The 26,801-nt window shown below is 52.3% G+C and carries 28 protein-coding genes and 1 tRNA gene; 6 read left to right on the forward strand and 23 right to left on the reverse strand.

The features are described from left to right. Positions 1–7: 7 nt before the first annotated feature. A complete protein-coding gene (locus H2508_RS08630) occupies positions 8–1,465 on the reverse strand; it encodes an amidase (RefSeq protein WP_182171930.1) in 1,458 nt (485 codons plus the stop codon). A 191-nt stretch (positions 1,466–1,656) separates the two neighbouring features. Here H2508_RS08630 and H2508_RS08635 point away from each other — a divergent pair, with 191 nt between their 5' ends. Both H2508_RS08635 and H2508_RS08640 read left to right on the forward strand, forming a co-directional pair. Further along, positions 1,657–2,142, forward strand: coding sequence for a YcgN family cysteine cluster protein (locus H2508_RS08635; protein ID WP_220463675.1), 486 nt, complete (start codon positions 1,657–1,659; stop codon positions 2,140–2,142). Between the two features lie 182 nt (positions 2,143–2,324). Beyond that, the gene (locus H2508_RS08640) at positions 2,325–2,750 is read left to right on the forward strand and encodes a group II truncated hemoglobin (protein ID WP_182171933.1); all 426 of its coding nucleotides are present in this window, start codon (positions 2,325–2,327) and stop codon (positions 2,748–2,750) included. Positions 2,751–3,000: 250 nt separating this feature from the next. On the opposite strand, the gene H2508_RS08645 is transcribed toward H2508_RS08640, so the two are convergent. Both H2508_RS08645 and H2508_RS08650 read right to left on the reverse strand, forming a co-directional pair. Beyond that, positions 3,001–4,368, reverse strand: a complete 1,368-nt coding sequence (locus tag H2508_RS08645) for a phospholipase D-like domain-containing protein (protein WP_182171936.1) — start codon at positions 4,366–4,368, stop codon at positions 3,001–3,003. 538 nt (positions 4,369–4,906) lie between these two features. Continuing rightward, a complete protein-coding gene (locus tag H2508_RS08650) occupies positions 4,907–5,341 on the reverse strand; it encodes a winged helix-turn-helix domain-containing protein (RefSeq protein WP_182171939.1) in 435 nt (144 codons plus the stop codon). A gap of 216 nt (positions 5,342–5,557) precedes the next feature. Here H2508_RS08650 and H2508_RS08655 point away from each other — a divergent pair, with 216 nt between their 5' ends. Beyond that, the gene (locus H2508_RS08655; RefSeq protein WP_182171942.1) at positions 5,558–5,995 is read left to right on the forward strand and encodes a UrcA family protein; all 438 of its coding nucleotides are present in this window, start codon (positions 5,558–5,560) and stop codon (positions 5,993–5,995) included. A gap of 358 nt (positions 5,996–6,353) precedes the next feature. On the opposite strand, the gene H2508_RS08660 is transcribed toward H2508_RS08655, so the two are convergent. From H2508_RS08660 to H2508_RS08750, 19 genes are all read right to left on the reverse strand, one after another. After that, entirely contained in the window at positions 6,354–7,367 is a 1,014-nt protein-coding gene (locus tag H2508_RS08660) for a hypothetical protein (RefSeq protein WP_182171945.1), read from the reverse strand. 159 nt (positions 7,368–7,526) lie between these two features. Then, positions 7,527–8,555 (reverse strand): hypothetical protein, encoded by a 1,029-nt coding sequence (locus tag H2508_RS08665; RefSeq protein WP_182171948.1) that lies wholly within the window; start codon positions 8,553–8,555, stop codon positions 7,527–7,529. A 665-nt stretch (positions 8,556–9,220) separates the two neighbouring features. Next, positions 9,221–9,296: transfer RNA gene (locus H2508_RS08670), tRNA-Lys, on the reverse strand. Between the two features lie 115 nt (positions 9,297–9,411). Next, a complete protein-coding gene (gene queC / locus H2508_RS08675) occupies positions 9,412–10,092 on the reverse strand; it encodes a 7-cyano-7-deazaguanine synthase QueC (RefSeq protein ID WP_182171951.1) in 681 nt (226 codons plus the stop codon). 3 nt (positions 10,093–10,095) lie between these two features. Then, positions 10,096–10,800, reverse strand: coding sequence for a 7-carboxy-7-deazaguanine synthase QueE (gene queE, locus H2508_RS08680; protein WP_182171954.1), 705 nt, complete (start codon positions 10,798–10,800; stop codon positions 10,096–10,098). A gap of 18 nt (positions 10,801–10,818) precedes the next feature. Continuing rightward, positions 10,819–11,778: a tol-pal system protein YbgF gene (gene ybgF, locus H2508_RS08685; RefSeq protein ID WP_182171957.1), complete on the reverse strand. Its 960-nt coding sequence runs from the start codon at positions 11,776–11,778 to the stop codon at positions 10,819–10,821. Between the two features lie 12 nt (positions 11,779–11,790). Next, positions 11,791–12,318 (reverse strand): peptidoglycan-associated lipoprotein Pal, encoded by a 528-nt coding sequence (gene pal / locus H2508_RS08690; RefSeq protein WP_182171960.1) that lies wholly within the window; start codon positions 12,316–12,318, stop codon positions 11,791–11,793. A 48-nt stretch (positions 12,319–12,366) separates the two neighbouring features. Then, entirely contained in the window at positions 12,367–13,662 is a 1,296-nt protein-coding gene (gene tolB, locus H2508_RS08695; protein WP_182171962.1) for a Tol-Pal system beta propeller repeat protein TolB, read from the reverse strand. Then, positions 13,662–14,432, reverse strand: coding sequence for an energy transducer TonB (locus tag H2508_RS08700; protein ID WP_328799346.1), 771 nt, complete (start codon positions 14,430–14,432; stop codon positions 13,662–13,664). Before H2508_RS08700 ends, tolB begins: the two co-directional genes overlap by 1 nt. After that, positions 14,429–14,818 carry a protein TolR gene (gene tolR / locus H2508_RS08705; RefSeq protein ID WP_182173397.1) on the reverse strand — a complete coding sequence of 130 codons (390 nt, stop codon included), beginning with the start codon at positions 14,816–14,818 and terminating at the stop codon, positions 14,429–14,431. Before tolR ends, H2508_RS08700 begins: the two co-directional genes overlap by 4 nt. Positions 14,819–14,857: 39 nt before the next feature. Continuing rightward, positions 14,858–15,571, reverse strand: coding sequence for a protein TolQ (tolQ, locus tag H2508_RS08710; protein WP_182171965.1), 714 nt, complete (start codon positions 15,569–15,571; stop codon positions 14,858–14,860). Then, a complete protein-coding gene (ybgC, locus tag H2508_RS08715; RefSeq protein WP_182171968.1) occupies positions 15,572–16,003 on the reverse strand; it encodes a tol-pal system-associated acyl-CoA thioesterase in 432 nt (143 codons plus the stop codon). After that, the gene (gene ruvB, locus H2508_RS08720) at positions 16,000–17,019 is read right to left on the reverse strand and encodes a Holliday junction branch migration DNA helicase RuvB (RefSeq protein ID WP_182171971.1); all 1,020 of its coding nucleotides are present in this window, start codon (positions 17,017–17,019) and stop codon (positions 16,000–16,002) included. The genes ybgC and ruvB overlap by 4 nt, the downstream gene beginning before the upstream one ends. A 33-nt stretch (positions 17,020–17,052) precedes the next feature. Continuing rightward, complete coding sequence (ruvA, locus tag H2508_RS08725; protein ID WP_182171974.1) at positions 17,053–17,667, reverse strand: Holliday junction branch migration protein RuvA; 615 nt, start codon at positions 17,665–17,667, stop codon at positions 17,053–17,055. Between the two features lie 13 nt (positions 17,668–17,680). Beyond that, positions 17,681–18,199 carry a crossover junction endodeoxyribonuclease RuvC gene (ruvC, locus tag H2508_RS08730; protein ID WP_182171977.1) on the reverse strand — a complete coding sequence of 173 codons (519 nt, stop codon included), beginning with the start codon at positions 18,197–18,199 and terminating at the stop codon, positions 17,681–17,683. A gap of 93 nt (positions 18,200–18,292) precedes the next feature. Beyond that, positions 18,293–19,036: a YebC/PmpR family DNA-binding transcriptional regulator gene (locus H2508_RS08735; protein ID WP_182171980.1), complete on the reverse strand. Its 744-nt coding sequence runs from the start codon at positions 19,034–19,036 to the stop codon at positions 18,293–18,295. A 40-nt stretch (positions 19,037–19,076) separates the two neighbouring features. Further along, positions 19,077–20,870 carry an aspartate--tRNA ligase gene (aspS, locus tag H2508_RS08740; protein ID WP_182171983.1) on the reverse strand — a complete coding sequence of 598 codons (1,794 nt, stop codon included), beginning with the start codon at positions 20,868–20,870 and terminating at the stop codon, positions 19,077–19,079. 49 nt (positions 20,871–20,919) lie between these two features. Beyond that, positions 20,920–21,201 carry an FmdB family zinc ribbon protein gene (locus H2508_RS08745; protein ID WP_182171986.1) on the reverse strand — a complete coding sequence of 94 codons (282 nt, stop codon included), beginning with the start codon at positions 21,199–21,201 and terminating at the stop codon, positions 20,920–20,922. A gap of 197 nt (positions 21,202–21,398) precedes the next feature. Beyond that, positions 21,399–21,797, reverse strand: a complete 399-nt coding sequence (locus tag H2508_RS08750; protein ID WP_182173400.1) for an HU family DNA-binding protein — start codon at positions 21,795–21,797, stop codon at positions 21,399–21,401. A 289-nt stretch (positions 21,798–22,086) separates the two neighbouring features. Here H2508_RS08750 and H2508_RS08755 point away from each other — a divergent pair, with 289 nt between their 5' ends. From H2508_RS08755 to H2508_RS08765, 3 genes are all read left to right on the forward strand, one after another. Next, positions 22,087–23,799, forward strand: coding sequence for a proline--tRNA ligase (locus H2508_RS08755; protein ID WP_182171988.1), 1,713 nt, complete (start codon positions 22,087–22,089; stop codon positions 23,797–23,799). Between the two features lie 119 nt (positions 23,800–23,918). Continuing rightward, positions 23,919–24,419, forward strand: a complete 501-nt coding sequence (locus H2508_RS08760; protein ID WP_182171991.1) for a lytic transglycosylase domain-containing protein — start codon at positions 23,919–23,921, stop codon at positions 24,417–24,419. A 133-nt stretch (positions 24,420–24,552) separates the two neighbouring features. Continuing rightward, on the forward strand, positions 24,553–25,419 hold the full coding sequence (locus H2508_RS08765; protein ID WP_182171994.1) for a helix-turn-helix transcriptional regulator: 867 nt from the start codon (positions 24,553–24,555) through the stop codon (positions 25,417–25,419). Here the strand turns inward: H2508_RS08765 and H2508_RS08770 are convergent. Further along, complete coding sequence (locus tag H2508_RS08770; RefSeq protein WP_182171997.1) at positions 25,416–26,780, reverse strand: MATE family efflux transporter; 1,365 nt, start codon at positions 26,778–26,780, stop codon at positions 25,416–25,418. The genes H2508_RS08765 and H2508_RS08770 overlap by 4 nt on opposite strands. Positions 26,781–26,801: the final 21 nt, after the last annotated feature.

Below are 26,801 nucleotides of genomic sequence, written 5' to 3' on the forward strand. Positions count from 1 at the left end.
ACTCGCTTCAGTAAGCCCTCGGCGGCACAAAGCCGAAGCCTAGCGCTTCAATATTTTTAGCGATTTGTAAGAGTGTTGCCTCACAGTGATGCTTAGCTGCCATAGACATACCCAGCGGCAAAGCCCTGTCGCTTAAGCCTGCAGGCAAAGTAATAACGGGCTGCGCGCTTAGATTATAAAAAGCGACAAAAGGCAGGCAGTAATCTAAATACGCTACAGCCTGACCATCAACGAGCATTGTTTCGTGTTTTGGATTGTGTTCGAAGGCTGCCCCCATTGCAGTAGGGCTTAACACGGCATCATAGGGCGCAAACAAGTGGTTTATTTCGCTAATTAACTCGGCGCGCTCTGCCATCGCTCGACTGAAGTGTAAATAACTCAATGACAGTCCCTGCTTGAGCTCGCGCTTTACCGGCAGAGTAGATTGATTAATAGACTTCAAAAAACGCCAATAAAACAACTTCTTAATTGGCCATGTTAAATTTTGTCCTATCATAGTACCAAATAGTGTCGCCCACACTTTGAATATGCGCTCACTTAAGTTCGCGGGAATCTGGATACGCTCCACGCTAGCACCCTGCTCCTGTATCTTAGTCAGCATCTTTTCTAGGCCCTGACGAAGCTCTTGGCTAGGGCTTATACCTTGCAAACTATCGAAATAGGCAAAGCGGTAGTCTTTCAGCTCTGGACTCAGCTTCTGTTCTCGCACTATAGGTAAGTAACGCAAGTTGTCCCAATCTGGCCGGAAAAGAATCTGGTAGGCAAGCTCCAAATCCTCAGCACTTCGGGCTAAGGGGCCAGTATTGTTCAACACACTCACGCCGATACTTCGACCTGAAATAGACTGCGGAAGAGGTGGAATATGGCCGTCATTGGCGTAGCCATTTTCTGTCGGCTTGAGGCCAAACAAACCACAAAAACTAGAAGGGTTACGGATAGAGCCGCCAATATCACTGCCAAGCTCCAAGGTACTCAAACCCGCTGCCAAAGCTGCTGCACCACCACCAGTGCTGCCACCGGCTGTGCGCCCTAAGTCATAGGGGTTATTACAAGTGGGATAAAGTGGTCCAAAGGTTTGTATATCAGCAAGCAAAGTCGGCACATTGGTTTTGCCCAAGATTACTGCGCCAGCATCGATTAAGCGCTGCACTAGTATCGAGTTGCTATCCGCCTGATAATTTTTCATTAAAGGAAAATTGAGTCGACTGGGCGTCCCGAGCATCTTGAAACTCTCTTTGATGCTAATAGGTACACCATGCAAAAGCCCTAATGGCTCGGCTTGTGATAGAGCCTTGTCGCAAGCTCGCGCTATCGACAAGGCCTCCTCTTTAAACACCTCGACATAGGCATTGATACTAGGGTTATGCTGCTCAATACGCGCTAAATAATACTGGCTGAGCTGTTCAGCACTGAGCTCCTTTTCTCTAATCCTTCGAGCTAAACTAGCGGCGCTATCAAAGTGCATAAGCATGCCCTCTCACTATTTTTATCTTCACAGTAGAATATTTTCGCTGCCAATACATCCAGCTTGCTTGCTTTGCTGACACTCAGCAAGCAGGGCTAGCAAAAACCAAGCAACAGCTCAAAAAAGCAACAACTTCGCCTATCTCCCCCTAAATATCACTAAAAAACGCAAAACTGGACTATATTCGCCGAATGTCGTCTAATCTCGCGCTTCATATTAATCGGGAGGGTAAGAAAAAATTGCGTGAACTTTTTTGGCAGCGGTATTCGCTAGGGGAGTTAAATCGTAAAGAATGGGAGGCGCTTTGTGATGGCTGTGGTCAATGCTGCCTAATCCGCGAAGTAGATGACAATGAAGTCACCGTCTACAGCCTGGCCTGCAAGTTACTCGATATCGAAAAAAGTCGTTGTAAGGACTATCAAAACAGACTGCACAAAGTAGCTGACTGCCATAAACTAACGGCAGAAAACGTAGCGCAGTACCACTGGTTGCCCGATACCTGTAGCTATCGGCGTGTTTATCAAGGCAAGGGGCTACCCTCTTGGCATCCCCTACTTACCGGTAGCGAGAAACGGATGCGTAAAAAGGGTATGACAATCAGTGATTATGCAATTCCTGCTGAGCAAGTGCCAAAACGTAAAATGCGCCAACATATTATTGCTAGCTGGCGATGCTGAGTTTCACAGCGAGTTCGAGTATCCTTGCAATTAGTGTCTTGGGCTCAACAAAGCGTTACTCATGAAGTGGCACGCAGCCCTCAGCCTTTTAACAAAACCGTGATAAAGACGGCTCATTTTATGCTGCGCTACCCAGCGCTACAGCAAGCACAGCTTTAGCCGCATTAGCTAGGAACTCACTTATGTCACAACAAAGCCCCTATCAAATTCTTGGTGAAGAAGGTATCCGCAAGCTCGCTCACACCTTCTACGATGTCATGGACGAATTACCACAAGTTGAAAAAGTCCGGAAGATGCATGCTGTTAATAAAGATGAAATCAAACAGAAGCTCACCGACTACCTCACCGGCTGGATGGGCGGCCCGCCACGCTACCAGGAAAAAACTGGCACCGTTTGCCTGACTGAGCCACACAAGCCCTATGCGATTGGCCCAGAAGAGCGCGACCAATGGCTGCTTTGCATGGATATTGCCCTGGAGCGAACCGGCGCCAGCGACGAATTAAAGCAAATGCTAAAAACACCCATGTTTCGCATCGCAGACACTATTCGCAACCGAGAGACTTCGGAGCAAGAGGTCAAAGATCCCAACATTATCGCCGCTGGCTAAGAGATGATGTGTCCATCTATGGCCGGGTTGGAACGGGTTATCGGTCAGGCGGTTTCTCGCCCCGCGGTTGCAACGCTCCCGCCTACGAAGCTGAGGAGGCATTAGTCTAGGAAGTTGGCCTGAAATCTGAGCTTCTCGATCGCCGCCTCCGTATGAATCTGGCAGCCTACTACACAGATTATGACGATCTCCAGATTACGCAGCCTGGCTTTGTAACCTAGGGTCGATGGTCAGTATTAAGCTGATGTATTTATAACCAATACTCGATCACCCAACTGAGGCGCTCGGTGATACGTTGCCAAAGGGGGCGCCTCTTCCAATCTCGCAGAGTGATCTCTGGGGCACTGGATAAGTCTTTCCGGAACTGGGCCTCCATGACTTTGGCAAAGTCGAGCCCCAAAATGATAGCGTTTATTTCATCATTGTGCAGAAAACTCCGATAATCCAGGTTGCTGGAACCAACCGTCGACCATATGCCATCGATCACTGCAGTTTTTGCATGCAACACGGCTTGCTGGTTCTCATAGATTCGCACACCCGCGCGCAGTAGGCGGGTGTATCGTGAGCGCGAGGCGTTCAGTACCAGCTTTGAGTCCGATACGCCGGGCAGTAGTAGTCGGACGTCCACGCCCCGTTTCACGGCTTGCTCTAGCAATGTCAAAAAATCGTCACTAGGTGCGAAGTAAGCCTGGGTGATCCAGATACTGTGCTTGGCCCTGCGCATGGCATCTTGATACGCAGCGAAGATCTCTGAGCCCTGGTCATCCCCTCCCTTCGATGACACTATCGCTACAACAGCATCACCGACTGCCGGGCTCGAAACCGGTTCTTGAGGCGCAGCTACTTGGCCACCCTGACTGCGCCAATGATTCAAAAACTCCTGCTCGAAGCCCTGTACCACCGGCCCTTTGACAGCGATATGGGTGTCACGCCAACCCTCACGGATCGGGTCCCGACGGCGCCCTGGTTTAGAGCCGCTACCGTAGGCGCTGGACAAGTTGACACCGCCGGTGAATCCAATAAGGCCGTCCACCACTAGCAATTTGCGATGGTTGCGGTTGTTGATATCAAGTGGGTTGCCACCTTCAGTAGGGTCAACAGGGTGGTATTCAATCAGCGACACGCCACTGGCGTCCATCATCTCGAACATCTTCACGTCGCTGGCCATACTGCCAACACTGTCGTAGATCACATTGACCACAATCCCCTGTCGGCTTTTTTCCGCCAGAGCTTCGGCAAAAAGCCGACCCTCTTCACTGCTTTCAAAGATATAGGTTTCTAGGTAGATGTAGTGCTCCGCTGCCTGAATGGCACGCATCATGCTGGTGAGGGTCGCGGGGCCATCAATCAACAACTCAACGTAATTGTCCCGATAAATAGGTACCTTACTCAGTACATCTAAATAGGGTACCGTCTGAGCCATAGCCATTGATTTAGCGTCAGCTTGATCAGAAATGTCTTTGATGACCGCATTCGTATGATGCGAACCTGACCGGCCTGTCCCGTCACGGGGGCTCATGGAGTCGATGCCGTGTTCGTCAGACTGAAGTGCACAACTTGATTGAGTGAGGATAGAAAGCAGAGCAAACAATATCACCGGTATTTGAAGTAGCTGCATATGCGGTCGATCTCCTTAGGAGGACCCTCCCAATCGAAGCAGCTAAGGTATTATTAAATGTCACCTACAATTATCTAGGGGTGATGGCTGTCTCGACCAAATAATCGTTGTTCCTGTTGGTCCAAGTACCTCTATTCGCAGTAGCTGCAATCACCACAAAACCCCTCGCAAGATCAGTGTGCTCTTAGCTTAGCTCACGATAACAATTCATGATGCATAAAGTGCCACCCTCTTTGCCGTGATCGACTGAGTTACATGAGCCTTATCCTATGGCTGCTTTAGATTGCTGAGCTTCGATAAGCTGACAGAAGTGTTTTACATCTACCGGAATAAAGGTGGCAGCCCAGAGGGAGCGGGCAATGGCATCGTTCACGATGCCTCCGCAGAATACACCGCTCGATACCAGCGAAGAGCAAATACTCGACCACCCAGTACTTTTTTCTCATGATCTGGGTTCATTTTGTGTGCCATTTAAAAATCCAGAGCGGATACTTGGAGTAGGGTGTTCACTAGCTTCATAACTGCTGACGGTAAAAAACTACCAGAAACTCTCAGCACGATAGTGGCTAAACAACCAGACAATAGCGAATAAGAGAGCCAGTGCAAAACTAGCGCATAAGCCCACAATGAGCAGCCAACGGCGCCTAGGGGCGGGCGCCGCAGATGAGGCGATAGGAAACTGCGGCAGATAACCCTGTTTGCGCACGGTCTTCAGGTAGCGCTCACTGCCATCATGGGCCAGCACTTGGCGCAACTGACAGACCGCTCGACGCACAGCCTCATCTGAAATTGCCCGTCCGTCCCACACCGCCGCCACCAGCTCATCACGACTCAATACCGAGCCGTTATGTTCCAATAAAAACTGTAGTAAGCGGGCCACTTTGGGCTCCAAAGTGGCAGAAAATTGATCGGTTTCAAGTACGTGGGACTGCGCATCAAACGACCAAGTTGCAAAGTACCAATGAGTGGTCATAAAAAAAGACTAGCAGCTCAGCACCATTACGCAAGCAGCCTTTAGTCATTTTTTCGATACTCGATTTCGCCCTAAGTGACTGATTTAACTGATCATCACATAAACATCACAATCAAATCACAGCTTCACTCTGCCAACTCGCGAGGATTTTGCTTCACTTGCGCCAAGGCCAGTAGGAACTCCCCCACGGGCCTTAGCACAAACGAGGACAAGATCATGAACAGTAAACCTATGATACCCATTGCTGCACTTTCATTGAGCATGCTGGCCACACTCGGCCTCAATGCTCAGGCAGGCTCTGGTATAGAAGAAACGAAGGTAGTCGAAGAAGAGACTCCCTTAAGCTATCAATTGCCGGCCCAGGAGGACAATCGACGTGTACAGCACAGTATTGCTGTGGGTTATGCCGACCTTAATCTGAATCACAACGCGGGACTGGAAGTGCTCTATCAGCGTCTTGAATCAGCCACTATACAAGTCTGTGGGCCGCGAGAGGATGGCCGTAACATCGCACTATACCGTGATCAACAACGCTGCCTAAACAGAGCTATGGACGGTGCCATAGCAAAAATAGGCCACTTAGGGCTGGACGATATGCACTTGGCTCGCAGCGGCCGTCGCGTTGATCGCGGCCAAGCCTTCGCTGGACGCTAACTGGAACACGCCAGCGGAGTCACTCTAAGTTCTGCTTGATTGGCGCAAGGCTAAAAGGCCACTCCATTGGTGTGGCCTTTGTCCTGCATTCACCGCTAGCGCTTGCCGCAGCGGAGGAATTTACGCGAGTTTCAGCTCCAGCTATACCAACAAACAAAATATCCATCTGTTTATTACCCGCTGTAAAGCCATCCCTTCTTTGCCATCTAAGCCTATATCTCATCTGTTCTCACATACTGAGCATCGGCCATCTCAGCTAAGACTTTACTCTAGCTTAATATGCGAAAATCTCAGCAAGGCCAAAAAGAAGCTGTCTTTACATATTTAAGTCCACAGTCCACCATAAAAATGCTGACTGTTATCGTGCCCTGTGCTCCTCGAGAGAAACATGGTCAAAGCTGCCTTCAAGCTTGATGGTGTCTTTACCTGTGGCAGTAACGCTAAAGCTTCCACTGTAGAAATCGCCATCGTCTTGCAAAATAAGTTCGCCATCAGCAACATCAAAACTGTAATTCGGTAAATTCAGCACAACATCTGTAGCCGCCTGACGTGATTTTCTCAGCGGATGAGTCCCCTCACCGATGTTTATTGGCATCTCCAGATAGATGCTTGAACCAGGCAAGAGAGTGATTTCATTATTTTTACTATGAGTGGCCATTCGGCCAGAACGCTCTTGCGTCTCACCATTGACTATTAACGTATAGCGAGTTTCCGCTTGCGGAGTGAATTGCAGCCCTTTCACGCCACCGGACACCTCAACCTGCTGACCCCCTCGAGTTTTGGCGGTGAATTCCCACGCGGCGGTCAGCTGCTTGCCGAGTTCAACAAGATGTAACTGGCCCTCAATAGCGCGGTCAAAGCGCCTGCCAGAACCAGCCATCACAAAAAAATCGGCCTGCACTTCATCGTCTGCTGCATCACGGGCAGCGGCAATTGCGTAGGACCCTGTTTCTGCGCCTTTTGGAAGAGTAAAAGTGAGCGCAGCCCTAACCACCTCATCTGACTTGTCTTGATAAGCAGCATCCGTGAAAACTGTGAACGTATAAGGCCCTTCAGCATTGCTGCCACGTCGATAATGTTTTCTACCTGAACCACGCGCAGGCTGATAAAAGTCCTGAGTAGGACCTGAATAACGTCCTGGTCCATACGCTGTGTATTCACCTGTCGCGGTTGCCGCACCGGAGGCAATCACGCGTGACTCACCTTCATCTATACCACCAAACATGGCGTCCAACTGTTTAGCGCTTGCTGTAACACCACCGCCCGAAGTATCACTGCAGGCTGTGGTGATACTTAAGATACCTAATAGAGCCGCACTCAAAAGTGGCGCTATAAACACCCTTTTTCTTAGCTTGGCTACTATCCAATTCATTTTTACCCTTCCTTTTTTGCTATTTAAATCAGTATTCCCTCTACGCTCACACACTGAACACCGGCCATCTCGGCTCAGACTTTTCTGCTTTGCTACAGGCTAAAGTATAAAAACCTAAGCGAAAAAAGACTCGGCCGGGGGTCAGCAGTAACGAGAGTATTAAAACTTTATTATTGTCTCGCGAGAGTCATTGCGAGCTAAGCGCACTGCACCAAAACCACAGATTATCAAGCTTGACAATATTAGCGACCAGACGGTGAGCGTGGGAACGGCTTGTGCCGTTACAGAGCTGCCTCCGGTATCGCCGGTATCTCCGGTATCTCCGGTATCTCCGGTATCTCCGGTATCGCCGGTATCGCCGGTATCGCCGGTATCGCCGGTATCGCCGGTATCGCCGGTATCGCCGGTATCACCGGTATCACCGGTATCACCGGTATCACCGGTATCACCGTTATCTCCGGTATCGCCGTTATCTCCGGTATCGCCGTTATCTCCGGTATCACCGTTATCGCCGGTATCTCCGGTATCTCCGGTATCACCGGTATCGCCGGTATCTCCGGTATCACCGTTATCTACGGCCTTTTTTAGCCCCAGAAATACGTTATCTAGCTGCACTATCAGCTCATCTTCCCCGGCGACAAGCCTTTCAACTGCGAGTACTACCTTTACACTTTGCACATTCTCGCCGCTAGTAAAGGATGCTTGGCTGAGTTGCCACTCACCAGGCTCAACATCCGAGGGCGATATATACGAGTCATGTCGCTCCTCACGGCTTCCACTACAGTTGGAGGTCGAAAAGGTTTCTACTTGCACCACTCCTCGACCAACACTGGGTTTCTGCCCAGCAGGCACCAAGTGCGATGCGCCGAAAAGATAGTCTTTATTTGGCTCAACTGTTATGCACTGATGCATAATGAGCTGTGTTCCTGTAAAACTATTCTCGTTTGTCAGTTTCAGCGAACCTGAACTGAGTAAGTCTTCTTCGTCCTCTTCATCCCACTCGACCCGATCGTTGTCAACGGCACTTTGCAGAATAGTCCAGCCACTTAAGGCCTCATTATTATCGAAGGATGGGTTAGTTAGCAGATTGCCTGGCGGATCCATCAATAAATTACCACCTGCCCAAGCCGTGTTCATACCCATGCTCAGCCCGATGACAAGAGGACCAACAAAGGTTTTTAATTTCATGAATCTTCCTGTGTTTTTTTAAAACTATTAACCATAGATAGAGCCTTAGGAGGAGAGCCCCCTCCTTTCCGGCCACTAACAGAATCAGCAGCTTTTATTATTTTTTTACATCCATAAACACTCCTGCTGCGCAACTGAAACCGAGACCAGTCTAGGACAGTGGTTGGACAAAGGCCAATTCATGCCTTTTTATAGCTATCAGGCAGCAAGAGCCTTATCTTCGGCGGGCTTGAGACAGATACACCATGGCTATACCATGATCCGGAAAATAATGGCCGACGGTGACTCTGCTTAGGTAGCCAAACAAGCGGCAGAAGTCTTATCCGCTGCACTCACAGAAGCCACCATGCTGGGCATCATTCCAACCAACCCGCTATTAAAAACTTTAACAAGCCCACCACTGGGGGACGGGTAAGAGCGCTTAAAGATCAAGAGCCGAGCTTCTATAAACAAAACGGCATTTATTTCCTGAAGGGCTTATGGTTTAGGAACTTTTATAAATATCGCGTGAGAGTACTGACCTACTGCGGATTGGATGGGGTGATTAACAAGGTTTAATGAGTGCTAGCCCCCTTAGTTGCTTAGAGCCAACGGGCTTAATCAGACAAAAACAAAAAAGCCTCCACTGCGGAGGCTTCTAAGCACTTGATTTAACAAGGTTTTTTTGGTGGGCCGTGCTGGATTCGAACCAGCGACCAATTGGTTAAAAGCCAACTGCTCTACCGACTGAGCTAACGGCCCGTAAACTGGGCATGTTACAGGACGCGTTAGACGGCTTCGCTGTAACGAGGTGCGTATACTACGGATTTGAAGATAAAAAACAAGCCACTTTATAAGGAAATTGGTAGTTTTTTACTTAGGAAATGTAACGCGTAGGGTCAGCGACACCGGCATCCACAAAACCCTGGCGTCGCAAGCGGCAACTATCACACTTACCGCAGGCTAAACCTTCCTCTGTTGCCTGATAACAAGACACTGTTAAGGAGTAGTCAACACCGAGCTTTAAGCCTGTGCTAATAATTTCACCCTTAGTCATATCCATCAACGGCGCATGAATATTCAGCTTATGCCCTTCAATGGCCGCTCGAGTAGCCAGGTTTGCCATCACCTCAAAGGCTTTAATGTACTCTGGACGGCAGTCTGGGTAGCCTGAGTAGTCCACTGCGTTAACACCGATAAAGATGTCATTGGAGCCCAATACCTCAGCCCAACCCAAGGCAATCGATAGAAAGACTGTGTTCCGGGCTGGCACATAAGTAATTGGAATGCCTTCACTTTCCTCTTCCGGCACAGCAATACGACTATCGGTTAAAGCCGAGCCACCGATACTATCTAAATTGAGCTTAACTACCTTGTGTGCAACATCAGGCAGGACACTGGAAACGCGCTCTGCAGCAAAGAGTTCTGCGCGATGGCGTTGACCATAATCAAAGCTCAGGGTGTAACACTCAAAACCTTTAGCACGCGCCATGGCCAGTACCGTTGTAGAATCGAGCCCTCCCGAGACGAGGACAACAGCGCGCTTACTCTCACTCATAGATCAATGTCCCGGTGCATCATCCCAGAGGTATTTATGCAGTTGTAGCTGCATACGCACGGGCAGATTATCTTCGAGAATCCAGCCAGCTAGCTCACGGCCTAGCAATTGACCGTGACTAGGGGAAAACAGCACATCAGTGACTTTGTCAGCTAGCTGGTATTGATCCAGCTTAAAACGCGCCCACTCATAATCTGCGCGATCACAAATAACAAACTTAACCTGATCGTGGGCGTTCAAATGGGCGATATTGTCGTAATCATTGCGCTGCACCTCTTCTGAGGCCGGTGTTTTCAAGTCCAACACTTTTACCACGCGCTTATCTACAGCGGCCACAGGCAAAGCTCCGCTGGTCTCAAGTGACACCTCATAGCCGGCATCACAGAGCTGCTCTAGCAAAGGCAGACAGTTCGGCTGAGCTAAGGGCTCACCGCCAGTGACCGTAACGTAGCGTGGCCGATGGCTGGCCACCTCATTAAGAATTTGCCCCAGACTCATCATCTGTCCGCCGCTAAAAGCATAGGCTGTATCGCAGTAGACACAGCGCAAAGGACAGCCTGTGAGGCGCACAAATACCGTCGGCAGGCCCACAGTACGGGCCTCACCTTGCAATGAATAAAAGATTTCGGTGATGCGCAAGCCTTCACCCCCTGTCGTTATCGACGGGGGCGAAGAGGCATCGCTGTCAGCCAGCGGAATACTGCTCATAGGGGGGCTACCGAGATATCAGTAGTTCTCGTTAATAAAGTCTTGCGACAATTTAGCGGCGGTATTGTTACTGCCACCATACTCTTTAATCACGCGATCAAAGTAGCCACGGGCCTTTTCTCGGTTGCCCTTACGAAAGTGCACTTGGCCCAGTTTGTATAGCGCATCTGGGACTTTAGCGTTATCGGGGTACTGATCAATCAGCAAGGTGAAGGCTTGCCGGGACGACTCTAAATCCGGGGTCTTAATTACTAAGTACAATTCACCCAACCAGTAATGCGCGTTAGGCGCGTAGCGGCCTGAGGGGTATTGGCGCAAGAACTGTTTAAAGGCGCTAACTGCTTGATCAAACTGCTGTGAACGAACCAAAGCATAAGCTGCGCGATAGGCATTGGCCTCACCGGGTTGTTCACTGACATTGGCCGCACCAGTACTGGTCGTTGGCGTAGTATTAGCTGCCGTGGCGCTAGCCATAGCTGCTGACTCGCTGGCTACACCCGCCGCTGCCACACCACCGCTAGTCAGGGTACTTACTCGGCGATCCAAATCAACATAGCGCTCAAGGCTTTGCTCTTTGAGGATGCGCAGTTCATGGGCCTGCTCTTCCACCTGTCCATTCAAGCGCATCACTTCCTGCTGCAACTGCTGCAACTGAAGTAAGAGCTGAGCGGCGCTACCGCTATTTGAGGCTTGCTGGCTGCCAGCTGCTGTAGCTTGCTGACCAAAGCCACTGGCAGCAGGAGCGTTATTTACTCCGTAACTGGTAGCGGGGTAAGACTGCGCTGGCTGCACACCAAAAGGGTCCTGGGAGGTCTGCTGAGCTGGTGCTTGTCGCTGCGTGTTAAGACGCTGCTCTTGTGCAGCACGACGCTCGGCCTCTACATCAATATAATCCTGAGCTTGCGCCACAAAGCAGAACGGGCTGACCACTAGGGCCAACCCGCTCGCTGCAAGCGCTTTGCTTAAGCTACAACGCATGCGATTCACTCTTTATTTCAATTCCACACGACGGTTCTGAGACCAGTTAGACTCGCCAGAACCATATGCTATTGGCTGCTCTTCACCGTAGCTAACGGTTTCAATGCGGTAACTAGCAATGCCATTTACAACCATGTAGTCGCGTACTGAGTTAGCACGACGCTCGCCCAGAGCCATGTTGTACTCACGGGTGCCGCGCTCATCAGTGTGACCTTCTAGACGAACCGAACGGTCATTGGTTTTAAGCAATGCAATGTGAGCATCCAGTGCCGCTTGGGCCTGGGGCTTCAAGCTAGAGCTGTCGTAATCAAAGTAGAAAATTGTGCCCGCTTCCATCGCTGCATCAGCCAAACGACGCTGGGCGTCAGCAGCTTGCTGCGCGGCACTACGCTCCGCTTCTTGTTGTGCTGCTGCGGCTGCAGCGGCTGCAGCGGCGGCTGCATCTTCACTTTCTTTAGTGTCGCTGCCGCTACAAGCAACCAAAAAGGCCGCCGTAAAAAGCAGAGTAAGTGCCTTACCGACTACTGGTAGTTGTTTCATAATCCCTTCCTTTCAAGTGTTATCACTACTATTGGTGTTGTTAATTGCTTAGCGGCTCAGATAGGGTGACCAAGCTGGTTCGCGCACATCCCCTTCACGGGCTGGCAGGCTGAACTTTACGCCACCGTCTACAGAAACCGCCGCTAAAATGCCGCGATCACCTGACTTAGTTGCGTACAATACCATAGAGCCATTGGGCGCGATACTCGGGCTTTCGTCCAGATCTGTAGACGTTAGCACCTGCATTCGGTTGGTCAACAAGTCGTGAAGTGCTATGTGGTAGCGCCCGTTACTCTGGTGCACCACCACCATATTGCGGCCATCCTGAGCGACCCTTGCTCGGGCATTGTAGACGCCTTCGTAGGTCACGCGCTCAGTCGATCCGCTGCGCAAATCATAGCGATAAATTTGCGGCCGTCCACCACGATCAGATGTGAAAAGTAACGAGTTTCCATCGGGCATCCAGACCGGCTCAGTATCGATTGCATAGTGCTGCGTAATGCGGCTCAGTCGCTTGCTGGCCAGATCCATAATGTAGATATCCGGACTGCCATCCTTAGACAGCACCATCGCCATACTATTACCATCTGGCGACCACGCCGGGGAGCCATTGAGGCCCTTAAAATTAGTCAGCTGCTCGCGTTGACCAGTGTTCAAGTCTTGGCGAAAAATAGCTGGACGATTAGTCTCAAAAGACACATAGGCAATTTGCTTGCCATCGGGTGACCAGTTCGGCGCCAGAATCGGCTCACGGGACTCTAGCAACACGATTGGGCGAGCCCCATCGGAGTCGGCCAAGGTCAAGCGATAGTAGTCTTTACCGCTGGGATTGCGAGTGACAGAAACGTAGAGCAAGCGGGTAGCGAAGGCACCTCGAATCCCAGTGAGCTTTTCATACACTTGATCACTGACTCGGTGAGCTAGCATCCGCACTTCTGAAGCCGGCCCGCTTTCTACCGCCGCAAACACCTTGGCCTGACGGTTGACATCAAACAGCTCAAACTCAATACGCAGCTGCTCGCTTCCCGACACACGACCAATAAGCAAATACTCCGCACTAATGGCACGCCAGTCACGATAGAACACCTCTTGCTCGGTACTTGGGCGGCCTAACATGTCGTTGCGATCAACTGGATCAAACTGCCCGCTTCGGGCCAAGTCACCCTGAATCACATCGGCTACATCTTCGGTGACCGCAGCCGCCCCCTGCCAAGCAAAGGGCGCTATAGCAATCGCCGTCGGGTTATCTACCCCTTGGGTAATCTCAATGGTTAACTGAGCCCGGGCTGTCATAGCACCCAGCAGCAAAACCATACTCAACAGTGCAGCGCTTATCCGTATCATTAGTAACGTAGGTCCTCTGGTCTGAACAGCAGGCGGAAGCGCCTGAATGTTTGCTCAAATTTGTTCGGTGGCAGATTTTTTAGCTCTGGAAAGCTGCCCGCTTTTTCTACCGCATTCACTGCCGAGCGGTCAAAGGCAGTATTGCCGCTGCTCTGCAGGATAGTAACACTGACAATCTCACCGGTCGGTATGAGTTGCAACTGCAGCAGCACCTCCATGCCATTGCGGGCACTGGGTGGCCGACTCCAGTAATTAATCACGGTGCGCTGAATCAAAGCAGCAAAGCTGGCGGCCATTTCATCCGCTGTGGCTGCCGCCTGTGCGGCTTCTTCCTGCGCCATAGCTCGCGCTAAATCCTGCTGCTGCCGACGCGCCAACTCTTCGGCACTAGGCCCTGGATCGGGCTTTGGCTCTACTTTTGGCGCCGGCTTTTTCTCCACCACCTTAGGTGCCGGTTTTGGCTCTGCCTTGGGCTTTGGCTTAGGTGTCGGTTTTGGCTGCGGCTTAGGCTTTGGCTTTGGCTCAACCTTTGGCTTAGGGGCTGGTTTAGCTGCTGGCTTTGGTGCCGGTTTGGGCTTTAGTTCACTGGCGTCGACCAAGCGAGCATCAATTGCTTTGGGAATCACCTTTGGGGTAATGACTTTTTGTTCAAAGGAACCCCAGTTTGCAGTCAGCATATAGATTAGCAGCGCATGGAGGAATACCGTCACCAGCGCGGGCCTGACGATGATACGTGGCACAACAGGCCTGGCGTAGATCGATGTACTCACTCTGGGTTCTCGGTGACCAAACCAACGCTGGGGGCCCCGGCCTCCTGAAGAGCGGCCATAAGAGTCACAACCTCACCATAAGCCACTGCACGATCACCCCACACTAATACTGGCTTCTCTGGGCTGCGACGCATCACCACCCCCACACGATCGCGGATAGTAGCCAAGCTAAGCACTTGCTTCTCATCGCCAAGGTTCAAAAATAGCTGGCCCTGAGCGTCGATCGACACAATCAATGGCTCACTGTCTTGGTTATCCACCGGTGCAGCATTTGCCTCCGGCAAGTCCACCTTAACTCCCTGCATTAACATCGGCGCAGTGACCATAAAGATAATTAACAGCACCAACATCACATCGATGTAAGGCACCACGTTAATTTCGGCCATTGGCCTATTTTTTTTACCCGCTCTGGCCACGATTCGCTCCTAGCCCGCTTTTTTGCTGTCGCGGCTGCGCAAAGCATAAACCTGTCGGTAAAGAATACTAGAAAACTCGTCGACAAAGGTGTCGTAGCGATTGGTGAACATATCCACCCGCGAGGCAAAGCGGTTATAAGCCATCACCGCCGGAATCGCGGCAAATAGACCCATTGCGGTCGCGATCAAAGCTTCTGAGATACCTGGCGCAACAGTAGCAAGCGTGGCCTGGGTGGCATTGGCTAGGCCACGGAATGAATGCATGATGCCCCACACCGTACCAAACAGACCAATGTATGGGCTGGTGGAGCCAACCGAGGCTAAAAACGGCAGGTGGCGCTCAAGGCGCTCCTCTTCACGCAGCATCGCTACCCGCATGGTGCGACGAGAGCCTTCCAATACCGCCTCTGAGTCCATACCCGGCTGCTGAGCCAGACGCGAGAACTCCTTAAAGCCGGCGCGAAAAATACTCTCAACACCCACGATAACCTGGCCGTCGGCGGCACGCTCATTGCCTTCGCGGTACAGCTGCGATAGATCGATACCCGACCAGAACCGCTCCTCGAAGCGAATCATGTCATCATGTGAGTTGCGAAAATAGATCACTCGCTGCACGATCATGTACCAAGACACCATAGAGGCGAGAAGCAGAATGGCCATAACCAGCTGCACGGTAAAGCTGGCGTGTATCACCAGGTCAATTAGACTGAGTTGTTCTTCCACTTAGGCTTCCCCTTCACTCCCAGCAGCCTGCTGTTCTCGCAGTCGCTGCAACATATCCTGCGGCAAGCGCCGCGGCTTCACACTGCTACGATCGACGCAGGCGATTGTGACCTCGCCCTCTGCCAATAATTGTCCAGCGCGCTGAATACTCTGTTGTAGACGCATGGTGGCGCCCTTTAATTCCACAATTCGAGCTGTTGCCTGCAACTCATCATCTAATTGTGCCGGCAGACGATAACTCACTGCCACATCGCGCACCACGAACATTAAGTCGTGATTAAAAATATAATCTTTGCCAAAACCCAAGGAGCGCATCAACTCTGTGCGGGCCCGCTCCATATACTTCAAGTAGTTGACGTAATACACAATGCCACCGGCATCGGTATCCTCGATATAGACTCGCAAATTAAAGGAAAATTCCGCTCCGCTCACGGCTCCGGCCCATCTTTAGGCGGCAAGCCAAAATGCAGGTAAGCATTGCGAGTGACCATCCGCCCCCTCGGGGTGCGCAGCATATAGCCCTGCTGAATTAAATAGGGCTCCAAGACATCCTCAATCGTGCCGCGCTCTTCGGAAATTGCCGCCGCCAGGCTATCTACTCCCACCGGACCGCCATCAAACTTTTCAATCATCGCCAGCAATAAGCGCCGGTCTTGGTGATCAAAGCCACAATGGTCAACGCTCAGCATATCTAGCGCCCGATCAGCGACCTCGGCACTAATCACTCCATCAGCGCGAACCTCGGCGTAATCTCGCACTCGGCGCAGCAAACGGTTGGCAATCCGCGGCGTGCCTCGTGCTCGCCGAGCAATTTCCTTAGCCCCTGCTTGATCGATGTTGATCGAAAGTATATGCGCCGAGCGCTCGACGATATGCGCCAAATCGGCCACTTGATAAAACTCTAGGCGCTGCACAATACCGAAGCGATCCCGCAGCGGCGAGGTTAACAAACCTGCACGAGTAGTCGCCCCCACCAGAGTAAAGGGCGGCAAGTCGAGCTTTATAGAGCGCGCCGCGGGCCCCTCCCCGATCATGATGTCGAGCTGGTAATCCTCCATCGCCGGGTAGAGCACCTCTTCAACGAAGGGACTCAGGCGATGGATCTCATCAATAAACAGCACATCATTGGGCTCTAGGTTAGTCATCAGCGCAGCGATATCGCCGGCTTTTTCTAATATCGGGCCTGAAGTTGTCTTGAGAGACACGCCCATCTCATTGGCAATAATGCTGGCCAAGGTGGTTTTACCCAAACCCGGTGGCCCAAAAATCAGGGTGTGATCCAAAGGCTCGCCACGACCACGGGCCGCCTGCAGAAATATTGACATCTGATCACGCACCGTGGGCTGACCAACATACTCGGCGAGCGTTTTGGGGCGAATAGCCCGATCAAACTGCTCTTCGCGCTCACCACGCGGCTCCGGGGCAATCAGGCGATCGGTTTCAATCATGCTTCACTTCCCGCTGTAGCAGCCACACTTCGCTTAAGCCTTGACCATGGATTTTAGTGCGCGCCGAATCAACTCTTCGCTGTTATCGATACTCTCGTCATTGACTGCAGCCACCATGCGGCTGGCTTCTGCAGGCTTATAACCCAAGGCGATCAATGCGCCCTCGGCATCTGCCACGCAGTCCACTGGGCGCGGCTGCGGCTCACCTGTAAGTTGCGCTTGTGCCGTATCCATCTCTTCGAGCCAGCCTTTGAGCTTATCCCGCATCTCAACCAGCAAACGCTCAGCGGTCTTCTTGCCCACTCCAGGCAGCGTCGTTAGCGATGCGATATCCCCAGCCTGCACGCAGCGCGCAAAGCTGCTCGCATCCATACCAGAGAGAATGGTCAGACCAAGCTTGGGGCCGACCCCAGTAACTTTAATCAACTGCCGAAACAGCGCGCGATCACGCTCGTCAAAAAAACCATAGAGCAACTGGGCATCTTCACGCACCACAAAGTGCGTCACCAGTGACACCTCTGAACCGACCGCCGGCAACTGGAATAAGGTTGTCATGGGAACCTGTAACTCATAACCCACGCCACCAACCTCAACTAATATATCCGGTGGTTGCTTGTGCACTAATGTGCCGCGAATTCTGCCAATCATTGTTTTGTTCCGGTTAACGCAAGCGCCGCCGGCGCACTGCGCTGGCTCCTGAGAGCCTGATCATACTTTGTTGTGTGTGGGCATGACATAGCGCCGCTGCCAGTGCATCGGCAGCGTCCTCTTGGGGCTGAGCAGGAAGCTTTAACAGCACCTTCACCATGTGCTGCACCTGCGCTTTATCCGCTGCGCCGGTACCCACCACTGACTGTTTTATTTGACGCGCGGAGTATTCTGACACAGCCAAAGACTGCGCCACACAGGCCACAATGGCCGCGCCGCGTGCCTGGCCCAGCTTGAGCGCTGAGCCGGCATTCTTAGCCATAAAGACCTGTTCTATCGACAGCTGTTGCGGACTATGCAGGGCGATCAATTCTGTGATGCTGGCATGAATAATGCCCAAGCGCTCTGGCAATTCCGCCCTGGGCAGACGAATAACACCACTAGTGATGTATTCACTGCGGCCAGCATGGTAGTGAATAATGCCGAAGCCTGTTTTTACTGAACCGGGGTCGATTCCCAGAATGACCGCCATAGTGTGAGCCGTCCGCCGCCCTTGCTATTGATCTGTACATATATACAGCATTAGATGCTTTGCTGCACTACTTGAGTGCAGCAAAAAGCCGGATTAGAGCGCGGCGTAAACCTCTTCCGGTATATCGGCGTTAGTGTAGACGTTTTGCACGTCGTCGAGATCTTCGAGAGCATCCACTAAGCCCAGCACCTCAGTCGCGCCCTCAACATCCAGCGGCACCAAAGTGGAGGGAACCATAGCCACCTCACCAAGTTCAGGTATTAACTCCGCCTTCTCCAGCGCTTCTTTGACTGCGGCAAAGTCTTCCCAGGGCGTGGTGACATCAATCGAGCCATCATCATGAACTTCGAGATCTTCCGCGCCAGCTTCCAGTGCCACTTCCATAACCGCTTCTTCATCGGCACCGGGCGCAAAGCTAATTTGGCCCTTTTTGCTAAATAAATAGGCCACCGAACCGTCGGTGCCGAGGTTGCCGCCACGCTTAGAGAATGCATGGCGAACTTCACCCACGGTGCGGTTGCGATTGTCAGTCATAACCTCGACTAAAACCGCCACACCACCAGGGGCATAGCCCTCGTAGGTCAACTCATCCATGTTATCGCTTTCGGCGTTACCAGCGCCACGAGCGATAGCGCGATCGATGGTGTCACGGGTCATGTTGGCACCCAATGCTTTATCGACCGCCGCACGCAAGCGAGGGTTGTCCTCTGGAGCCGGACCACCCTGCTTCGCAGCTACCACCAGCTCACGAATCAGCTTGGTGAAGATTTTACCCCGCTTAGCATCCTGAGCCGCTTTGCGGTGCTTGATATTGGCCCACTTACTATGGCCCGCCATCTTAATCTCCCTTAGTTATTTAACATGTCACAATACTGACTTACTCGTCCTGAGCGGCGGCCGCAGCTTCCTGCTTGGCTTGACGCAAACGGATGTTCAGCTCACGCAGTTGCTGAGCACTCACCTCACCCGGCGCATCGGTCATCACACAGGCAGCGCTCTGCGTTTTGGGGAAGGCAATCACATCGCGAATCGACTGGGAGCCGGTCATCAGCATAACCAATCGGTCGAGACCGAAGGCCAAACCACCGTGGGGCGGCGCACCGTACTGCAAGGCATCGAGTAAGAAGCCAAACTTCTCCTGGGCTTCTTCGTCGCTAATACCGAGGATACGGAATACTGTCTCCTGCATCTCGTGCTGGTGAATACGCACACTGCCGCCGCCGAGCTCGGTACCGTTGAGCACCATATCATAAGCCCGTGACAGGGCAGTGCCCGGGTTGGCTTGTAACTCCTCAGGGGAGCATGCAGGCGCGGTAAATGGATGGTGCAAAGGTGTCCAGCCGCCGCTGCCGTCATCTTCAAACATGGGGAAGTCGACCACCCAAAGCGGGGCCCAACCTTCGGCCACTAAGCCCATAGATTCCGCGACTTTCAGACGCAGAGCACCCAAAGACTCATTCACCACAGCGCTTTTATCGGCGCCGAAGAAGATGATATCGCCATCTTGAGCTTGCAGGCGCGTCATCATCTCAATCACGACTGCTTCTGGCATAAACTTGAGAATCGGTGACTGCAGTCCTTCAACCCCAGCGGCCAAGTCATTGACCTTGATCCAGGCGAGACCACGTGCGCCATAGATAGAGACGTACTTGGTGTAGTCATCTATTTCTTTGCGGCTAATTTTGGCGCCACCAGGCACCTTCAGCGCAGCCACGCGGCCATCGGGGTCATCCGCTGGGCCGCGGAACACTTTGAAGTCCACCTGCTGCATCAAATCGTCGACTGAGACCAGCTCCAGCGGAATACGCAGATCGGGCTTATCCGAGCCATAGCGCTCCATCGCCTCTGCGTAGCTCATCCGCGGGAAGTCACCTAGCTCTACGCTCAGCACCGACTGGAACAACTCGCGAATCATGCGCTCGGTAATGCTCATGATTTCATCTTCATCGAGAAACGCGGTTTCGATATCGATCTGGGTAAACTCCGGCTGCCGATCGGCGCGCAAATCCTCATCGCGGAAGCATTTGGCCACCTGATAGTAGCGGTCAAAACCCGAGACCATCAGTAGCTGCTTGAACAGCTGGGGCGACTGCGGCAGGGCAAAGAAACTTCCGGGGTGAGTGCGACTGGGCACCAAGTAATCTCGGGCACCCTCTGGTGTCGCACGGGTCAAAATTGGCGTCTCGATATCCAAGAAGCCGGCGCCATCTAAAAAGCTGCGAATGGCCGAAGTAATTTGGGCTCGCAGTATCAGACGGTTCTGCATCTCTGGGCGCCGCAAATCCATATAGCGGTATTTAAGGCGCACGTCCTCACCGACAGTGGTATGCGCATCAAGCTGAAAAGGCGGTGTAGCGGCGCTGTTTAATATCTCCAGCTCCTTACCCAAGACCTCAATCTCGCCAGTGGCCATAGCTGAGTTAACCGTCGCTTCACTGCGGGCTCTCACTCGGCCAGTGACTTTAAGCACATATTCAGGGCGCACGCGATCTGCGCGCTGAAAGTGTTCCTCTGTGTCGGGGTCGAACACCACCTGAACAATGCCATCCCGATCGCGCAGATCAAGAAAGATAACGCCCCCGTGATCGCGGCGACGATCTACCCAGCCACACAGAGTGACTGTTTCGTCGATATTGTTAGTTCCAAGGGCGCCACAATAATGACTGCGCATAATTCAATTCCGTTACTTATCGGGTGGAGCCCGCATCAGCGGGCAGGTGTCAGGCAGGTGTGCTGCTGCCGCCTGAGCTACTATTACTATCTGCCTTATTGGCAGTGCCATTGCCGCTCTCTGAGCTGCTGGCCAGGTTTCGTTTATTGCCGGTCTTGAAATCAGTCTCGTACCAGCCACTACCTTTGAGGCGAAACGCGGCGGCAGATACCTTTTTCTTCAACTCGGGCTTCCCGCAAGCTTTACAGTCCACAAGCGGAGCATCACTGATCTTCTGCAGAGCCTCTAGCATTTCGCCACAGGCCTGGCACTGGTACTCATAAATGGGCATGAGAGGGTCTCGCCAGTTAAACAGGGGTTTTAGACAGAATTCGCGGCGCGGATTTTACCCCATGCGCGAGCACAGGCCAAGGCACCCAGAAGATACGAAAATTTCGAGGAAAGCGAACTTCCGCGCCTTAGCGGCGCGGAAGTTGAGGAGGCTATTGCGCGACCTAGTTCATGGGCGCGACTGTAGTAACAAAGCCCTTATGAGTCAGCAAACTCTTTCATCTTCTTCAGTGGGCGCACCTTCACTGCCACGCTAGCTGGCTTGGCTTTAAAGGTAGTCTCTTCACCAGTGAAGGGGTTGATGCCTTTGCGCGCCTTACGGGCGGGCTTCTTCACAGTGGTAATTTTCATCAAGCCAGGCAAGGTAAACTCACCAACAGAGCGTTTCTTGATGCTGCGCTCAATCAATGTTTCCAGTTCGCCAAAGACCTCGCCCACCTGCTTTTTACTCAAACCGGTGTTCTCGGCAATAGTGCTGAGAATTTGGCTTTTGGTCATTTTCTCCTTTAAGGCTGTTACCTTCTTAGCCGGTGCTTTTTTCTCTGCAGCCTTTTTGGCTGGAGCCTTCTTCTTCGCTGCTGCTTTTTTGGTAGCCATGTTTTTATTCAACCTTCCTTCATCATGAATTGGACATGCAAAAAATCTTGACTGTCCGCCCCCAATACCGCGGAAATCAGTGCCGACGCCAAGCTCGAAAGAATGTATAAATGATGAAACGCTGTAATACAAGGGCTTTCAGCTGGCTTCCTGCAAATAAGCACTGTTTTTTTAGTTCTTAGCGCTACTTTGCACTCTGCCAAGCTAGCAAAGCTGCGCCACGCTGTACCGAATTGTCGTTCGCACGTAAACTACGGGGCCCGCAAATTACTCAACTCTGGAAACACCGATGCGTACCAGTCAATATTTTATTGCCACCCAAAAGGAGACACCTGCAGACGCCGAAGTCATCAGCCACCAACTGATGCTGCGCGCTGGCCTGATCCGCAAACTGGCCGCAGGCCTCTACACTTGGCTGCCCCTAGGACTCAAAGTTTTGCGCAAAGTCGAGCAGATAGTGCGCGAAGAAATGAACAACTCCGGGGCTATAGAAGTGAGCATGCCCGTGATGCAACCTGCCGAGCTATGGCAGGAATCTGGCCGCTGGGAGCAGTACGGCCCTGAACTAGTGCGCCTTCTGGATCGCCACCAACGGGAATTCTGTCTCGGCCCGACCCACGAAGAAGTGATTACCGACCTGCTGCGCAATGAAGTAAAAAGTTATAAGCAGCTACCACTGAATATGTACCAGATACAAACCAAAGTCCGCGACGAAATTCGTCCGCGCTTTGGCATTATGCGCTCCCGCGAGTTCATCATGAAAGATGCCTACTCTTTCCACGCCAACCAGGACTCCTTGGCTGAAACCTACCAAGCCATGCACCGCGCCTACAGCAACATATTTACTCGCCTCGGCTTAGACTTTAGACCCGTGATCGCCGATACCGGCAGCATTGGTGGCAGCGCCTCACATGAGTTCCACGTACTGGCAAACTCCGGTGAAGATGACATCGCTTTCAGCGACAGCAGTGATTACGCCGCCAACGTTGAAATGGCCGAGGCCATAGCACCCGCAGGTGAGCGCCCCGCGCCCGGCGCAGCAATGAGTGAAGTTGCCACCCCCGACCTTAAAACAATTGACGAAGTCGCTAACTATCTCAATGTGGCGCCAGCACAAACCGTTAAAACCTTGATGGTAGCCGGTGAGAACGAAGGCGAATTAGTGGCCTTAGTGCTGCGCGGTGATCACCAGCTAAATGACATCAAAGCTGAGAAGCTCGAAGGGATCGCCAATCCCCTGCAAATGGCCGATGAAGCCGCCGTGCGCAAAGTCGCTGGTGCGGGCTTTGGCTCACTGGGACCGGTCGGCTTGGAAGTGCCAGTCATCGTAGATCGCAGCGCGGCTCATTTAGCAGACTTCATTTGCGGCGCGAATAAAGATGGCTTCCACCTCAAATCGGTTAACTGGGAGCGAGACTGCCCCCTGTCGCGGGTCGAAGATCTGCGCAATGTGGTCGAAGGTGACCCCAGCCCAGATGGCAAGGGCAAGCTATTAATCAAGCGCGGCATCGAGGTGGGACATATATTCCAACTCGGTACTAAATACAGCGAAGCCATGAACGCCAATATACTCGATGAAAATGGCAAGAGTATTACCATGATTATGGGCTGTTATGGCATTGGCGTTAGCCGCATAGTGGCCTCAGCTATCGAGCAAAACCACGACCAACACGGCATCACTTGGCCCATAGCGATGGCGCCTTTTGAACTGGTTATTGTGCCTTTGAATATGCAGAAATCCGAAGCAGTTGCACAGTGTGCTCTCGAGCTCTACGAGGCCTTCCGCCAAGCTGGTGTGGACGTGCTGCTGGACGATCGCAACGAACGCCCCGGGGTTAAGTTTGCCGACATGGAACTGATTGGAATTCCACACCGCTTGGTCATTGGCGACCGCGCACTAGCTGATAATCAAGTAGAGTATAAGGGCCGCCAAGATGCCGACTCGGTGCTTTTGGATCGCTCAGAGGCTGTCGATAACATTCTGCAAAAGCTAGGGCACTAAGCGCAGTGACAGCGAGGCGCTGGAGAGCAACACAGCTTCTTAACAGTCTAGTATTACTGTTTGCAGTGCTTGCTCCATCAGCGTCGGCACAGCATGCGGATTCAGAGGAGCGCGCCCAATTGCGCGCCTTCCTCGACCGCACTATCAACAGCGCTGATAGCTTCCAAGATCGCTACGATGCCGAAGTTTGGCTAGTGGACATGTCCGCTAGGCTGAGCCCTTTCGTCAAAGACCCAGCCCAGCGGCTGGAAATTTTAAGACAGGTACACGCAGCGGCCTCACGCGCTGACTTAGCACCGGAGTTGGTGCTTGCGGTCATCGAGGTAGAGAGCCACTTCGACCGCTTCGCTGTCTCCTCCGCTGGCGCACAGGGCATGATGCAAGTGATGCCCTTTTGGAAAAATGAAATTGGCCGCCCCGATGACAACCTAACCCTCAACCTCACCAATCTCGAATACGGTTGTCGTATTTTGCAGTTTTATCTAGAGCGTGAAAAAGGTCATTTGCACCGTGCATTAGCCGCCTACAATGGCAGTAGTGGCAGTCGGCGCTACAGCAACAAAGTACAAGCCGCTTGGCAAAAACACTGGCGCACTGCAGCACTCAATTGGGCACCTTAAAGCTAGTTGCCCAATTGCATTATGGCGATAGGACGGTTTGCTTAGCCCGCCTGTGCCACAGCTGCGTTTGACATCATTCAGAGCGCTGATCAAGATGAAGCCTTAAAGCCGAGCGGGTCAACAATAAAAGCAAATGAACGACATCAAGCAGCTGAACCGGTGGAACCGCGACCTGTCCCGGGCTATTGGCACGCTTGGTACTGAAGATTTTTTCCCCAGCCTTGTAGCGGCAATTCGCGGCCAAGTGCGTATCGATTTCCCCAAAGTCTGGCTCTTTCATCGCGACCTGCCACCCCGCCTGCTCTACCATGAACTTAGCGCTAGAGCGCAGCGTGCGCAGCTGCATCAATACACCAACGAATACTATCGCCAAGACCCTTTTTACCTCACCGCTATCAATCAGCCGCGCTCAAAGATCTATCGTTTGTCGCGCATTACCCACAACAAGCTCCACAAATCGCCCTACCACCAAGAGTACTATGCCGATACTGGCGCTGTGGACGAAGTGGCCTTTCTGGCCAAGCTTCAGGGCGATAACGTCATTGTGCTCAGCATAGCCCGCCGCGTCGACAGCGGCGCCTTCAGCGACGCTGACTATGAAACGCTCTACCTTCAGGCTGAACCTGTTTCTGAATTACTTAAAGCGCATAGCAAGCACAATGATTTTGCCATTAACAAACTGATCCAGCCTGGTATCAATCATCAAATTGACCTGGCCTTCAAAACATTTGGCTCATCCCTACTGTCACCGCGAGAAAAATCCGTATTAGAAATGATGCTGCGCGGCTATAGCACTGAGCGCTCTGCCGAGAAGTTGCAAATCGCTGTAGAAACTCTGCGCCGCCATCGCAAAAGTATTTACCGCAAACTGGACGTTAACTCTCAATCCGACCTTTTTTCCCTATTCATAAATGCCATGAGCTGTCTCGGTCAAGCCGCTGGGGATGACCCCCTGAGCGTCTACATGGCGCCTCTCCCAAAAGCCTTGTCTGAGGACTAATTCTGCGGCGCCACAAAGGCTTCCGGCAGGGGGCTGTAATCACGCTCAAGGCGCGCACTCAGAGCAAAGGCTGCGACCACCCCGAGCACACCGAACAACACCGTACTCAAGGCCTCACCCGCCAGCACTCCGCGTGCGCCATACCATTGGGCAGCAAAGTACACCGCTGGCACAACACCCAGCAGCACCTTGGCAAAATTAAATGCTGTTGCCCAATGCGGATAATGCAAGTTATTAAAGCTGGCATTAGCAATGAACAAACAACCGGAAAAAAAGAAGGTCCACACCAGCCAATGACAGTAAAACAGAATCAAGTCAGCAGCCATTGGCTCAGCTGAAAAAGCCCTCACAATCCAAGCGCTGCTCAGCCATAACAGCCCCCATACCAACAATACGTAAGTGGCATTAAACACCAGCGCACTGCGCAGCGTTTGCCGCACTCTGTTATAGAGACCGGCACCAGCATTTTGCGCAATAATTGGCCCCACCGCACCGGACAAGGCAAATACCGCCGCGAAGGCCACCGGACTTATCCGCCCCTGTATGGCTGCACCTGACACCGCAGCATCGCCAAACTGCGACATACTGCGCAGCACAAAACTGTTGCCAATCGGTGTGGCTAAATTGGTCAGCACTGCCGGCCCCGCGATCATTAACAAAGGCCTGAGATCGGCCCGAAACTCTTTAAAGGAACTGCGGCGCGGGAGACGGTGTATGTTATAAAGCGCCCGCCATGCAACTATTAGCACAGCCCAGCGAGCCAATACCGAAGCCGCAGCGGCGCCCTCCAAGCCCCAGCCAAAGGTTAAAATAAATAGCGGGTCCAACACCGCATTGACCCCGGAGCCGATCAGTGTCGCCCACATAGAACGCCGTGCATCACCAATCGCTCGCACCCCTGTCGCGGCGCTCATCCCCAGCACCATGATGGGGATATTAGGTAACATGATACTGCCGTAGCTATAGGCGTATTCCAGTGCTGGTCCAGAGGCGCCCAGCACCATCAACAAATCACGTAGAAAAAACCAAGCAACTAAACTAATCAGCGCAGATACTGCGAAGTTAAACACCAAGCCGTTACTGCAGTAGCGCCCCGCAAGATCTCTCTGATGGGCGCCCTCGGCCCGTGCCACTAGTGCGCCTAAGGCAATCTGCAGCCCGATACTGACGGAGACCAAAAAGTAAATTAAAGTGCCGGCATAACCAACGGCTGCGACTAATGAGTGGTCGTCAAGTAGAGTCAGAAAATACATATCCACGAGGTCGACACCGAACATGGCGATCAAGCCCGTGGCCGAGGCCCCAGTCATGGCCAGCACATGGCGCAAGGTGGAGCCGCGAGTGAATACTGCTTGAGTCATCGAAGTCCCTAAGCCATGGAT

The organism is Sediminihaliea albiluteola, from assembly GCF_014077625.1.
GTDB lineage: Bacteria > Pseudomonadota > Gammaproteobacteria > Pseudomonadales > Halieaceae > Sediminihaliea > Sediminihaliea albiluteola.

What these genes read in the sequence shown, in the direction of transcription:
- ybgF (WP_182171957.1), bottom strand. Translation starts at nt 11,778, where the DNA reads ATGCGTTGTAGCTTAAGCAAAGCGCTTGCAGCGAGCGGGTTGGCCCTA.
- H2508_RS08640 (WP_182171933.1), top strand. Translation starts at nt 2,325, where the DNA reads ATGTCACAACAAAGCCCCTATCAAATTCTTGGTGAAGAAGGTATCCGC.
- H2508_RS08655 (WP_182171942.1), top strand. Translation starts at nt 5,558, where the DNA reads ATGAACAGTAAACCTATGATACCCATTGCTGCACTTTCATTGAGCATG.
- H2508_RS08735 (WP_182171980.1), bottom strand. Translation starts at nt 19,036, where the DNA reads ATGGCGGGCCATAGTAAGTGGGCCAATATCAAGCACCGCAAAGCGGCT.
- pal (WP_182171960.1), bottom strand. Translation starts at nt 12,318, where the DNA reads ATGAAACAACTACCAGTAGTCGGTAAGGCACTTACTCTGCTTTTTACG.
- tolB (WP_182171962.1), bottom strand. Translation starts at nt 13,662, where the DNA reads ATGATACGGATAAGCGCTGCACTGTTGAGTATGGTTTTGCTGCTGGGT.
- H2508_RS08765 (WP_182171994.1), top strand. Translation starts at nt 24,553, where the DNA reads ATGAACGACATCAAGCAGCTGAACCGGTGGAACCGCGACCTGTCCCGG.
- aspS (WP_182171983.1), bottom strand. Translation starts at nt 20,870, where the DNA reads ATGCGCAGTCATTATTGTGGCGCCCTTGGAACTAACAATATCGACGAA.
- queE (WP_182171954.1), bottom strand. Translation starts at nt 10,800, where the DNA reads ATGAGCAGTATTCCGCTGGCTGACAGCGATGCCTCTTCGCCCCCGTCG.
- H2508_RS08770 (WP_182171997.1), bottom strand. Translation starts at nt 26,780, where the DNA reads ATGACTCAAGCAGTATTCACTCGCGGCTCCACCTTGCGCCATGTGCTG.
- H2508_RS08660 (WP_182171945.1), bottom strand. Translation starts at nt 7,367, where the DNA reads ATGAATTGGATAGTAGCCAAGCTAAGAAAAAGGGTGTTTATAGCGCCA.
- H2508_RS08750 (WP_182173400.1), bottom strand. Translation starts at nt 21,797, where the DNA reads ATGGCTACCAAAAAAGCAGCAGCGAAGAAGAAGGCTCCAGCCAAAAAG.
- ruvA (WP_182171974.1), bottom strand. Translation starts at nt 17,667, where the DNA reads ATGATTGGCAGAATTCGCGGCACATTAGTGCACAAGCAACCACCGGAT.
- H2508_RS08745 (WP_182171986.1), bottom strand. Translation starts at nt 21,201, where the DNA reads ATGCCCATTTATGAGTACCAGTGCCAGGCCTGTGGCGAAATGCTAGAG.
- ruvC (WP_182171977.1), bottom strand. Translation starts at nt 18,199, where the DNA reads ATGGCGGTCATTCTGGGAATCGACCCCGGTTCAGTAAAAACAGGCTTC.
- ruvB (WP_182171971.1), bottom strand. Translation starts at nt 17,019, where the DNA reads ATGATTGAAACCGATCGCCTGATTGCCCCGGAGCCGCGTGGTGAGCGC.
- H2508_RS08630 (WP_182171930.1), bottom strand. Translation starts at nt 1,465, where the DNA reads ATGCACTTTGATAGCGCCGCTAGTTTAGCTCGAAGGATTAGAGAAAAG.
- H2508_RS08635 (WP_220463675.1), top strand. Translation starts at nt 1,657, where the DNA reads ATGTCGTCTAATCTCGCGCTTCATATTAATCGGGAGGGTAAGAAAAAA.
- H2508_RS08755 (WP_182171988.1), top strand. Translation starts at nt 22,087, where the DNA reads ATGCGTACCAGTCAATATTTTATTGCCACCCAAAAGGAGACACCTGCA.
- queC (WP_182171951.1), bottom strand. Translation starts at nt 10,092, where the DNA reads ATGAGTGAGAGTAAGCGCGCTGTTGTCCTCGTCTCGGGAGGGCTCGAT.
- H2508_RS08650 (WP_182171939.1), bottom strand. Translation starts at nt 5,341, where the DNA reads ATGACCACTCATTGGTACTTTGCAACTTGGTCGTTTGATGCGCAGTCC.
- tolR (WP_182173397.1), bottom strand. Translation starts at nt 14,818, where the DNA reads ATGGCCGAAATTAACGTGGTGCCTTACATCGATGTGATGTTGGTGCTG.
- H2508_RS08645 (WP_182171936.1), bottom strand. Translation starts at nt 4,368, where the DNA reads ATGCAGCTACTTCAAATACCGGTGATATTGTTTGCTCTGCTTTCTATC.
- H2508_RS08665 (WP_182171948.1), bottom strand. Translation starts at nt 8,555, where the DNA reads ATGAAATTAAAAACCTTTGTTGGTCCTCTTGTCATCGGGCTGAGCATG.